The sequence below is a fragment of the Simiduia agarivorans SA1 = DSM 21679 genome (assembly GCF_000305785.2).
GTDB classification, from domain to species: Bacteria; Pseudomonadota; Gammaproteobacteria; order Pseudomonadales; family Cellvibrionaceae; genus Simiduia; species Simiduia agarivorans.
Genome location: NC_018868.3, coordinates 1866131 through 1877796 on the forward strand (window position 1 = coordinate 1866131; position 11666 = coordinate 1877796).

Genomic DNA, 11666 nt, shown 5'->3' on the forward strand with positions numbered 1-11666 from the left:
CGGAATGCTCAAACCATGTCAGACCAAGCACTCTCCGATGCCGCCAATACCGTGGCCGGACAACTCCAGCACAAAATCGATCAGCGACAACTGGATGTCCCCATGCTGCCCGAGGTGGCCAGTAAGGTGGTCACGTTATCCCAGGACCCGGAGTCCGACGCCGCCAAACTGGCGCAACTGATACAGAGCGATCAGGCCCTGGCTGGCCACGTCATGCACATTGCCAACTCCGCTGCCTACACGCCCAACGCATCACTGGTGTCGTTGCAACAGGCCATCACCCGACTGGGCATGAACCTGATCAGCGATATCGCGTTAGCCGCATCCATCTCAGCCAAAATGTTCAAAGCCCCCGGCTATGAATCGCATATCAATTATATCTGGCGTCACGCATTGGCCACGGCTCTCTGGGGCAAGGAGATCGCCAGGGTATGCCGGCGCAATGTGGAAGCCACATTCCTGTGCGGCCTTTTGCACTCGATCGGCCGTCCGGTAACGATCCAGTGCCTGCTGGAACTGGCAAAAAAAAATGACACCGAACTGACCGAACAGGACATGCAACTACTGGAAGAAAAATACCACACGCCGGTGGGTATCGCCGTGGCTCAACGCTGGCAGATGCCACAGATTGTGTGTGAGTCAATCGAGTTTTTCCACGCCTATGAAAACGCGAATCTGGCGCGCGAACAAACCACCATGATCAACGGTGGTGCTGCATTTGCCACGCACCTGCTAAAACCGGAGGTCCTTGGTGCCGCGGCACTGGGCGAATTGCCGGTATTGGCAGACCTCAACTTGTACGATGATGAAATCGCCACGCTGATGGATAAGAAAGACGATATTAAAAGTACCATGGAGGCAATGCTGGGGCGATGAGCTACGACTTTGATCTGGTAGTGATAGGCAGCGGCCCGGCCGGGCAAAAAGCTGCAGTGCAAGGTGCCAAGGCCGGCAAAAAAGTTGCCATCGTTGAGCGCGACAAAGTGTTGGGCGGCGCCTGTGTTCACCGCGGCACAATTCCTAGTAAAACCCTGCGCGAAAATGCGCTACGGGTAAAAAATATGCGCGCCAATGCCGCGCTGGCCAATTTCCAGCTGGCGGAAGATACCGAAATGGTCACTCTGATCAATCGGCTCGATCAGGTGCTGCTGGCACACGACCAGTACATGCGCAAACAAATAGACCGCAATAACATCACCCGGATCCATGGCCGCGCTAAGTTTATCGATAGCCATACTCTGGAGATCGCCCGCGTCCGCGACGCCGATTACTGCATCAAGGCACAAAACATCATTATCGCTACCGGGTCTTTTCCGCGTAAGCCCGACAACATTGCCGTCGATCACGAATACATTTTCGACTCGGATTCCGTGCTGTCGATGCTGTACCTGCCGCGCAGCCTGACGGTACTCGGTGGCGGCGTAATCGCGAGCGAATATGCGTCGATTTTTCAGGCCCTTGGGGTCAAAGTCACCATGATCGACAAGTATCCACGCCCGTTGGGATTTCTGGATCAGGATCTGACCGACAAATTTGTCCACGCCTTCGAGTCGATGGGTGGCACCTGGTTGGGCGAGCACAATGTGGTCAGCGCCGAGTTTGACGGCTTGGCCGGGGTTATCACGCGTTGCGACAATGGCCTGGAGATCAAAAGTGAAAAACTTTTGTGCGCCGCAGGTCGCATCGCCAATGTGAAGGATCTGGCTATTGAAAACGCCGGTCTTAGCCTGAGCGACCGCGGCCTGATTCCGGTGGACAACAATCTCCGCACCAGTGTGGCAAACATTTTCGCCGCCGGCGACGTGATCGGTCCGCCCAGCCTGGCGTCGACGTCCATGGAACAGGGGCGCCGCGCAACCTGCAACGCCATTGGCATTATAATGGGCCGCATCGCGAGCACCATTCCGTCGGGTATTTATGCGATTCCCGAGTTATCCGCCGTCGGACTCACCGAACAACAGGCACGCGACAAGCACGGCGAAGTTATCGTCGGTAAAGCCAATTTCGAAGAAATTGCCCGCGGTCAGATCAGCGACATCCAGGACGGCATGTTGAAACTCATCTGCGCACCGGACGGTAAAGAACTGCTGGGCGTCAGTATTGTGGGAGAAGGTGCGACTGAACTCATTCACATCGGTCAAATGGCTTTACTGTCGCAGTCACCGGTAGATATTTTTGTGGAAAGTATTTTTAACTTTCCCACCCTGGCCGAGGCCTACCGGGTCGCCGCCTTGTCCGTCATCGGGCAACGCGAGCAGCGCGGTAAAGGTTAACCTGGTTAAAGCCCTCCCACTCCCCCATATCCGGAAAGGTGGTCGCCTGCTCGGTGGCCACCTTCACATAGCCGGGCTCTGAGAAGTCCTTTACCCGGGAATCCGCCACCCACACTTCATCCGCAAGAGTCGGTAATCTGGACAGCAACGGGCGATTATCCGGGTCGTACAAAATATCAGCGCCAAACAATACATCCACAGGCCCATGAATTGCCTCAAGAGCCGGCGCAATGCGTATTTGCGCGCCATTGGCGCCCGCGTTGGCTTGCGCTGCCACCAACGCCGCCGCATCCAGATCACAGGCAATGCTTTCACGCGCGCCCGCCAAAGCCGCCGCAATCGCCACCACGCCGGAGCCGCAACCCAGATCCAGTACCCGTTTGCCCGCGACCCAGTCGGGATTAGCCAGAATCCGACCGGCCAACACCTGACCGGAGGCCCAGCAAAAACTCCAATAGGGCGGCGCCGCCATGATCGCACTGACCACCTGATCATCAAAGCGCGTTCCAAAGGTCTCAGGATCTGCAAGCCACAGGCGAAGTAAGCGCTCACACGGAAGACGCTGCAGCCGCAGCTGACCACCCGGCACTGACGCTTGAAACAAAGCCAGAAGCTGGTCGGCGTGACCCAATGGTCCCATTTAGCGGCTCACCTGTACTGGTAAAAAAGGATAAAAACTGTACACTGATTAACCAGAAAGTATTAAAAAAGGAACTGGGTAACAGAAATCTGACGCCAGCGAGGGCATAGTAACCCCATGGAGTCGCGCAAGCGACTTCGGGACAAGGAGAAACGGGAAAGGATGCGCCAAAACAACCCCGTAGAGATCACAGAACATGAAGTACTTGCCCTGCTGTTTGCTTTTAGCCTGCCTGACCAGCCTCAAGTGCTGGGCCGGGGAAACTTTTTCCCAGGCCTTCTATAGCGGTGAAGACTCTGCCCTGACGGCCGCCACCACCGAAGCTATCCACTTCAATGCCTACGCCCGCCTGGCCAGCCAGGCCAGCGAAACCCACACGACTCAGGATCTGAAAGACGTGCTGGTCAAGGCGATTACCCCCTTGAATCTGGAACGCCCGGTGTACCAGCGCGGCTTCCAGTTGAACACGCTATCCACCGATGACGGGTTTGAACTACAGGCTGCCTATCGCTTCTGATCGGAACGACGGGCACTGGCAGTCAGTTAAATAACGCCTCGCATACGCAGGCATTCAGGTCCCGCCGGGCAGGTAAGGGATTACTCATCAGCCTTCGGCTCTTCAACCTTGTCCTCCAGCGCCTCAACAACGGGCGCTGAATCCCCCAATAGCACCCCCATCCAAGCCGTATTGTCATTGCTTTCCAGGGCTATCTTGACCGTAATGGTGAGCGGTACCGACAGTAACATGCCCACCGGGCCCAATACCCAGCCCCAGAACACCAACGACAAAAACACCACCAATGTGCTCAGGTTAAGCCCCTTACCCATGACGCGCGGCTCAATGACATTGCCGATCACCATGTTGATGGCAACAAAACCGATGGCGGTATAGACCGCTTCGGTCACGCCCAGCTGTACCAGCGCCAACAACACCGGAGGCACGGCGGCCAACAGCGAGCCCAGATTGGGGACAAAGTTGAGCAAAAAAGCCAGCGTGCCCCACAGCAGGGGGTAATCCACTCCGAGCGCCCACAACAAAGCGCTCACACAGGCACCCGTGGCCAGGCTCAACACGCTTTTGAGCGCCATGTAATGATTCACACTGGCCGTGAAACGGTTGATACCGGCAATCGCAGTTTGCAAATTGGCAGAAGATTTGGCGAGCCGATCGGCAAACCGCATTTCTTCGGTCAGAATAAAAATGACCGTGAGCAGTATCAGAAACGCATTGGTCATCAAGTTGCCCAATGACGACAAGGTGCTACCGGCCAATGCCAGTGCGGTACTGGGTTTGAAGCTGTCCTTCCAGAGCGCCACATCAATCACCAGCCCCTTGGCCTCAAGCCAATCGCGTGCGCCGGCGCTCATGGTTTGCAGACGGGCCTGATACTCGGGCAAATCGCCCTTAAAGGCCGTCAGTGAGCCACCCACCACAACGCCCAATAACACACCCATGGCGATAATCATGGCTATCACCACAATCACTGCCAGGCCGCTCGGCACGCCGCGCGCCTTCAGCCACAGGAGCGGTGGCGAACAAATGACCGCGATAAACAGCGACAACAGGAAAGGTACAAGCAATGGCTGCGCCTCGCGCATGCCCGCCACCACCACCACAAAGGCCGCCAATCCCAGCAAAAACAAAAGAATAGGATGTGATCGATGATCCGGCATGACGCGTCCCTGTATTAGCAATTCTGGTTCAGCGCATCCTGCAATTGTTCGCGCAGCAGCGCAAGTTTTTCACGCCCGGCCGAATCAAATAGATGACGCGAGCCATCGCCCAGTAAATGCTGTTCTTCGATGTCGATACAGCGCAACCGGAGATTTTCAAGCCAGGGGTCGTGTCGCAGCGGCACCGAAGTAAAGACCAGCCAGTCTTTGTGTTTCAGCTCGCCTTTGTGCAAGGCCTCAAACAACCGCAACACCTGCTCACGCCGGGGACGATAACTGGGTTGGCGCAACGACAGCAGCAACCAGACCACCCCACCCAGCACGACCACACTGAACAACAGGGTAATGATCAGAACCACAGGAGTTTCACCGCCAGAGCAAGGGTTACCAGTATGAGTACCGGCCGGATAAAGCCCGCACCGCGCGTTAACACCATGCCCGCGCCCAATCGCGCCCCCAGGGCTTGCGCCAGTGCCATCAATAACGCAACGCCCCACCACTGATAGCCGGCAAAGACAAACACCAACATGGAGGTGGTGTTAATGACCAGCACAAACGGTTTGGTATGGGTGGTTGCTGCGCGCAATCCAAAGCCACGTAAACGGGTAAACACGGCGGCAAATATGGAGCCCATGCCGGGACCGAAGAAGCCCCCGTAGAAACCCATCACCGGCGCGACCGCGCCATTAAATTGCGTTTGGGTCAGGAGCGCGGGGCGATCCTCATCGGCCAGATGACGGCTGAACATAAAATACAGCGCCAAGCCGATCAGGGCCCAGGGCAACAATACTTCCAGCTGCGCATTACCCACCTGTTGCACGCTCCATGTGCCAATCACGGAGGCGATAACGGCGAGCACCAAGCCCGGCAATAAAGGCCTCAGGGCCAAATGGCCCTGCCGGAAGAAATGCACGGTAGAGGTCAGTGTACCGAACACACTCTGGAATTTATTGACCGCCAGCGCGTTCAACGGGGGGATACCCACCCACAGTAATACCGGCAGAACGATCATGCCACCTGCGCCGGCGATGGAGGATACGAAGCCTGCGGTGAAGGCCGTCAGGAACAGGAGCAGCACTACCTCTGGCGTCCACTCCATGGAAAACCCTATTGCAGCGCCGGGCGCTTGCCGCGGAAGCTCTGGATAAATGCCTTCACCTTTGCCAAATCCGCCTGCAGATCTTCACCAGGGGTCAGCAAGTGCCCGAAGTGCAGGGTGCGGGAGGGAAAATCCATCCCCACAAGCATAACCGGCACGCCCGCCCCTTTGGCGATGCGCAGGAAGCCGGTCTTCCACTGATCTACTTTGGAGCGGGTGCCCTCCGGCATGATCCCCACCAATTGGGAGGAATTCTTGCGGAAGCTGTCCACCACCTGTTCCACCAGGCCTTGCGCCGCTCCGCGATTAACAGGAATACCACCCAACTTGTACCAGAGGCCGGTGAGCGGCCAGCGGAAAATACTGTGCTTGCCCAGCCAGGAGATTTTTACACCCAGCGCCAGTATCGCAAACATCGCCACCACAAAATCCCAATTGGACGTGTGCGGGCCACCGGCGACAACCAATTGGGTATTGGCAGGCAAATGCCCACTGCAACGCCAGCCCATCAGGCGCAACCCGCTACGACCGATCCAGCGCGTCAGCCGGTTGCCCAGGCGCGGCCAGCCTTCCGGCACGGTGGGCAGTAAAACATACGGTTCAGACATAAAGTCCCCTACTGCAATTGGGGTTGTGCGCCACGGTAGTGGCTATTGATGTGTTCCCTGATGGCAGCGGCGTCTGCTTCGTGATCGCCTGTGGTAGTCCAGATCCGGTCCACGATCATGGACTTGCTGGGAAAATCCCAGCAAATAGTCAGAATGGGCACACCGGCTTCGTGGGCAATACGGACAAAGCCGGTTTTGTATTGATCGACTTTTCTACGCGTGCCCTCTGGTGTAATCGCCATCCAGACGGCCTCGTGGGTGTTGTACCAATTGACGGTTTGCTCAACCACGCCCTGTGACGCGGACCGGTCCAACGGGATGCCGCCCCACCACTTGAACAGACCACTCAATGGCCAGATGAACGCTTCTTTTTTCATCATGTAGGACACTTTGATGCCCACCGCCATGATGATTGGCATTGCCACCACAAAGTCCCAGTTAGACGTATGCGGGGCCAGTGCGACCATCATTTTTTTCTCGTTGGGCAATTCGCCTTCCAGGCGCCAGCCAAGGATATGTAACAACCCCCGGCCGATACCGCGGGTGAATGCATTGCCCAAGGCGGGCACCTGGGGAGGAAGTTGAGGAACTACGGCCATTTTCGAATTATTTTTTGTCAGAAAGCCCGCCATTTTAATACTTTTGTTCCGGTCTGTCAGGCATCACTGCCCTGCTATTCGTATTTGGCCAGCTTGTTATACAGGGTTTTCACGCTGATACCCAACTGGCTGGCCGCCAGGGTTTTATTGCCACCGGCTGCCGCCAGGGTATTCATTATCGCCGCCCGCTCGAGGGTTGCGAGCGGAACGCCCGCAGGTACCTGGTCGGCGATATTGCCGGCTGACGCTCGCAGCATCAGATGCCGGGGCAGTATTTCATCGTCCGCCAGCAGGCAGGCACGGTTGATACAGTGCTTTAATTCACGCACATTGCCCGGCCAATCGTAGTGTTCAATGGCCTGCTTCGCTGCGTCTGACAAGGCAATCTGCCGCCCTTCACGACTGTTAGTGTAGGCCAGAAAATGCTCTGCCAGGCCAATCCTGTCGCCCGCCCGGGTCCGCAACGGCGGCACCTGCAAGGGCCACTGAGCCAGGCGGAAATAGAGGTCTTCACGAAACCGGCCCGCCGCCACTTCCTCTTCGGGCAACCGGTTGGTGGCGGAGATCACACGCACATCGGCTGTCAGGGGCTGCTCCCGGCCCAACGGGCGGAATTCACCGGTTTCCAGCACCCGCAGCAATTTCACCTGATGCTCCAGCGACATTTCGGCGACTTCATCCAGAAACAACGTGCCCCCGCGCGCCAATTCAAACACCCCCTTATGCCCCTTTACTGCGCCGGTAAAGGCGCCTCGCTCGTGCCCGAACAGCTCACTCTCCACCAACGCGTCTGGTAACGCACCACAATTGATTGCCACAAAGGGCGCCTCCGCCCGGTCCGACACCTGATGCAGGGTGCGCGCCACCAGCTCCTTGCCGACCCCGCTTTCACCCAGAACCATAACGCTTTGTTCCGTCGGCGCGACTTTGCGGATCTGCCGGTAAAGCTTGCGCATGGCCCCCGAGGAACCGGCCAGAGCGCCAAACTGATCGATTCCGCTGGTGCTTTTATGCTCACGGCTGTGCGCATCGGCTTCAAATTCGGCGGCTATTTCCGCCAGTAGCTGGCGCACATCGTCAATCGGATAGGGCGTCCTGAAGTGAAAGGCGCCCGCTTCAAGCCCCAGGCGGTCGAGCAGTTCATTGGGTGCGCCATCACTGAACAGCAACCACTCGCTGTCTTTCACTGCCGATGTGGCCAGCACAGACTGCCAGAATCCGGCGTCCACCGCGGGCGCGGCCAGAAGCACCAGCGCCCAGTCCGCACTGTCGAGCTGACCCAGAAAGCTGTCGGCATCCTGACAATAGTGAGCCGCAGGCAGATCGCCCAATTGGCTCAACAGATCCGGAGGTAAAAGGCACAGGGTTCGGGCTGGATTCACGGGACATCCTCATTGTCAGCAGCCATGTAATTATTACACGGGGTGTGAACGATTTACGGGATCAGCCCGGATTTTTCTCACCCTTTTCGCCTGTTTTACGACTTTTTTCAGCGTTTTTCAGTTGGCACCCTGTTTGCAAATACCCCTGTGACATTCATCAGTCATACAGGAGTACAGCATGACTACAGCAAACTTGCTTAAACCTCGCCCCAAAGAACAACCGATGGACAATGGTATTGAAGACCAACCGCGGGTTGAGCTCGCCAGAGCCATGAGCCGGGCGCTGGCAGACAGCTACATGCTGAGCCTCAAAACCCAGTATTGTCACTGGAACGTAGTAGGGCCGCTGTTTTACAGCCTGCACCAGCTCACCGAAGCGCAGTACCAGGACCTGTTCAGCGCCATCGATGACCTCGCGGAACGTATCCGCGCTCTGGGCGCCGTTGCCCCCGGCAGCCTGCAGGCGTTCAGTAAACTGTCCGATATTCAGGAGTTTATCGACCGGCCCAGCGCCGAGGATATGGTGCGGGAATTGGCGCAAGACCATGAAACCTGCGCCCGCCGGATGCGCCTGGTGGTCGATGCTGCCGACGCCGCCGGCGATGTGAAAACCGCCGACATACTGACCGAACGCATCGGCCAGCACGAGGAAAACGTATGGATGCTGCGCGCCATTCTGACCCATTGAGATCAGCCATGACAGCCAAGCAAACCAGTAAAAACCCCCTCTGCAAAATGCCACCGCGCACGCGCGACACCCAAGGCAATACCCGCTGTGTGGGGGTCGAAGTGGAAATGGGCGAACTCAGTCCGCTCTCCATTGCGCGCGTGCTCCAGCAAACCGTTGGCGGCGACATCACGCTGCAGCAAGGCCTGTGCTATGGGCTGGTAGACACTGATCTGGGTGACTTTTTCATTGAGCTGGACGCCAAGCCCATCCAGGACACCGTGAGCCGGCTGCGACGGTTGGAATTACCCGCGGTGATTGATGCCGACCCCGCCGGGCTCATCACCGACCTGGCCGAGCAGCTCGTGCCCTGGGAACTGGTGTCTCCGCCGCTGCCATTGGACCAGCTGGATGCGTTCAATAACTTGCTCGCCAAGCTGCGCGGTGCCGGCGCCAAAGGCACCCGCTACGCCTCGCGCTTCGCCTTCGGCCTGCACCTGAACCCCGATGTACCGGGGTTGGACGTGGATACCCTGCTACGGTATTTCCGCGCCTACCTCTGCCTGCACGACGGCATCTGCGCGCGCGAGGATATCGATTGGAGCCGGCGTCTGATGCCGCACATCCGGCATTTCAGCGATGCTTATATCGCCAAGGTCATCGAACCGGATTATGCGCCCACGTTGGACCAATTCATGGACGACTACCTGGAAGCCAACCCCACCCGAAACCGCAGCCTGGACCTGCTGCCACTGTTCGCCCACCTTGACCCGGACCGGGTCGCGCGCGGCGTGGACGATGAACGCGTAAAAGCGCGGCCGGCGTTTCATTTCCGGCTGCCCAACTGCGATATCGACAATCCGGCCTGGGGTTTACACACCCCCTGGCACGAATGGCTGGCGGTGGAATTTCTCGCGGAAGATGAGAAACGTCTGGAACAAATGTGTCTGGCTTATCGCCGTGAGCTGCAGCGCTTCGGCCACAGTCTGGACCAACGCTGGCAGCAGATTGCCCGCCAATCGCTGTTGCAGTAACCCGTTACCCTTGGCCTTGCCGGGCCCCGCGAGCGATTAATGCTCGCGCGTGGCCCGGAATTTTACCTCCGGATAGCGCTCTTCAGCCAAACTCAGATTAACCCGCGTAGGTGCCAGGTATGTGAGGTGGCCGCTGCCATCCAGTGCCAGGTTCTCATAACACTTGCGTTTGAACTCTTCGAATTTTTTCGCGTCCTTTGAGTCCACCCAGCGGGCCATGGCCACGTTGATAGGCTCGTAAATGGCATCCACTTTGTATTCATCTTTGAGGCGATAGGCCACCACCTCAAACTGCAGCACACCCACAGCACCCACGATGATGTCGTTATTGTGCTGAGGGAAAAACACCTGGGTTGAACCCTCTTCCGACAACTGTTGCAAGCCCTTTTGCAACTGCTTGGTTTTGAGCGGATCTTTCAGGCGGATACGGCGGAACAGTTCCGGCGCAAAGTTGGGAATGCCGGTGTATTTCAGCTCTTCGCCTTCGGTAAAGGTATCGCCAATCTGGATGGTGCCATGGTTGTGCAGGCCGATAATATCGCCCGATACGGCCTCAATCACCTGCTCGCGATCGCCCGCGAGAAACGTCACCGCGTCGGCAATTTTCACATCCTTGCCAATGCGCACGTGGCGCATTTTCATGCCCTTACTGTAGCTGCCGGAACACACGCGCATGAACGCAATGCGGTCGCGGTGCTTGGGGTCCATGTTGGCCTGAATTTTAAAAATAAAACCGGAAAAGGCGGTTTCTTTCGGCTCCACTGTGCGGGTTTCGGTGGCGCGCGCGCGCGGCTCGGGCGCGTATTCCACAAAGCCATCAAGCATTTCTTTCACGCCGAAATTCGACAGGGCGGTGCCGAAAAATACCGGCGTCAGCTTGCCGGCCAGATAGGCATCCAGATCGAATTCGTGGGTGGCACCGCGCACCAGTTCAATTTCATCGCGCACGTCGTCGGCATCATCGCCCAGCAATTCGCCGGCTTCGGCCGAATCCAGCCCTTTGATCTCACGGAAGTCATGCAGGGTATGGCCATGACCACCCTCATACACGGTGATGGTGTCGGTATAGAGGTTGTAGATGCCCTTGAACAGCTGACCGGAACCGATGGGCCAGTTGATGGGCGCAGCCGCGATGTCCAGCACCGATTCAATTTCGTCCATCACCTCGATAGGGTCGCGGATGTCGCGGTCGAGCTTGTTGATAAAGCTAAGGATCGGGGTGTCGCGCAGCCGGCACACGTTCATCAGTTTAATGGTGCGGTCTTCCACGCCCTTGGCGCCATCAATCACCATCAGGGCCGAATCCACCGCGGTCAGTACCCGATAGGTATCTTCCGAGAAATCTTCGTGACCGGGGGTATCCAGGAGGTTGACCATGCGGTCGTGATAGGGGAACTGCATCACCGACGAGGTCACCGAAATGCCCCGCTCTTGCTCCATGCTCATCCAGTCAGACCGGGCGTGCGGCCCGCGTTTGCCTTTGACCGAACCCGCCATCTGGATCAACTGGCCGAGCAACAACAGCTTTTCGGTCACGGTGGTCTTACCGGCATCCGGGTGGGAAATAATGGCAAAAGTGCGGCGCTTGGCCACGTCCGCCTGAAACTGGCTCATGGGGTTACTCTGACTGGTGATATCGAGAAATGGAAAAGCCGCGGATTATAGCCGGCCAGAGCCGGTAGCGTCACCC

The 11666-nt window shown here is 57.5% G+C and carries 13 protein-coding genes; 5 read left to right on the forward strand and 8 right to left on the reverse strand.

What is annotated here, in order from left to right; translation table 11 throughout:
- The first annotated feature begins 15 nt into the window (after positions 1-15).
- Positions 16-876 carry an HDOD domain-containing protein gene (locus tag M5M_RS08245; protein WP_015047035.1) on the forward strand — a complete coding sequence of 287 codons (861 nt, stop codon included), beginning with the start codon at positions 16-18 and terminating at the stop codon, positions 874-876.
- Positions 873-2273, forward strand: a complete 1401-nt coding sequence (sthA, locus tag M5M_RS08250) for a Si-specific NAD(P)(+) transhydrogenase (RefSeq protein ID WP_015047036.1) — start codon at positions 873-875, stop codon at positions 2271-2273. Before M5M_RS08245 ends, sthA begins: the two co-directional genes overlap by 4 nt.
- Here sthA and M5M_RS08255 read toward each other — a convergent pair.
- A complete protein-coding gene (locus M5M_RS08255) occupies positions 2239-2913 on the reverse strand; it encodes a 50S ribosomal protein L11 methyltransferase (RefSeq protein WP_015047037.1) in 675 nt (224 codons plus the stop codon). The genes sthA and M5M_RS08255 overlap by 35 nt on opposite strands.
- A gap of 196 nt (positions 2914-3109) precedes the next feature.
- On the opposite strand from M5M_RS08255, the gene M5M_RS08260 reads away from it, so the two are divergent.
- On the forward strand, positions 3110-3430 hold the full coding sequence (locus M5M_RS08260; protein WP_015047038.1) for a hypothetical protein: 321 nt from the start codon (positions 3110-3112) through the stop codon (positions 3428-3430).
- Positions 3431-3510: 80 nt separating this feature from the next.
- Here the strand turns inward: M5M_RS08260 and M5M_RS08265 are convergent, their stop codons facing one another.
- From M5M_RS08265 to M5M_RS08290, 6 genes are all read right to left on the reverse strand, one after another.
- Positions 3511-4587 carry an AI-2E family transporter gene (locus M5M_RS08265; protein WP_015047039.1) on the reverse strand — a complete coding sequence of 359 codons (1077 nt, stop codon included), beginning with the start codon at positions 4585-4587 and terminating at the stop codon, positions 3511-3513.
- Positions 4588-4601: 14 nt separating this feature from the next.
- Positions 4602-4946: a hypothetical protein gene (locus M5M_RS08270; RefSeq protein WP_015047040.1), complete on the reverse strand. Its 345-nt coding sequence runs from the start codon at positions 4944-4946 to the stop codon at positions 4602-4604.
- Entirely contained in the window at positions 4937-5686 is a 750-nt protein-coding gene (locus M5M_RS08275; RefSeq protein ID WP_029879405.1) for a TSUP family transporter, read from the reverse strand. The genes M5M_RS08270 and M5M_RS08275 overlap by 10 nt, the downstream gene beginning before the upstream one ends.
- A gap of 8 nt (positions 5687-5694) precedes the next feature.
- A complete protein-coding gene (locus M5M_RS08280) occupies positions 5695-6294 on the reverse strand; it encodes a lysophospholipid acyltransferase family protein (RefSeq protein WP_015047042.1) in 600 nt (199 codons plus the stop codon).
- An 8-nt stretch (positions 6295-6302) separates the two neighbouring features.
- Positions 6303-6893 carry a 1-acyl-sn-glycerol-3-phosphate acyltransferase gene (locus M5M_RS08285; RefSeq protein ID WP_029879407.1) on the reverse strand — a complete coding sequence of 197 codons (591 nt, stop codon included), beginning with the start codon at positions 6891-6893 and terminating at the stop codon, positions 6303-6305.
- A gap of 74 nt (positions 6894-6967) precedes the next feature.
- Positions 6968-8275: a sigma-54 interaction domain-containing protein gene (locus M5M_RS08290; protein WP_016389306.1), complete on the reverse strand. Its 1308-nt coding sequence runs from the start codon at positions 8273-8275 to the stop codon at positions 6968-6970.
- 178 nt (positions 8276-8453) lie between these two features.
- Here M5M_RS08290 and M5M_RS08295 point away from each other — a divergent pair, with 178 nt between their 5' ends.
- Together M5M_RS08295 and M5M_RS08300 are read left to right on the forward strand one after the other, a co-directional pair.
- A complete protein-coding gene (locus tag M5M_RS08295) occupies positions 8454-8963 on the forward strand; it encodes a Dps family protein (protein WP_016389307.1) in 510 nt (169 codons plus the stop codon).
- Positions 8964-8971: 8 nt separating this feature from the next.
- A complete protein-coding gene (locus M5M_RS08300) occupies positions 8972-9976 on the forward strand; it encodes an amidoligase family protein (protein ID WP_024330215.1) in 1005 nt (334 codons plus the stop codon).
- A gap of 36 nt (positions 9977-10012) precedes the next feature.
- Here the strand turns inward: M5M_RS08300 and M5M_RS08305 are convergent, their stop codons facing one another.
- On the reverse strand, positions 10013-11590 hold the full coding sequence (locus M5M_RS08305) for a peptide chain release factor 3 (protein WP_015047047.1): 1578 nt from the start codon (positions 11588-11590) through the stop codon (positions 10013-10015).
- Positions 11591-11666 lie beyond the last annotated feature (76 nt).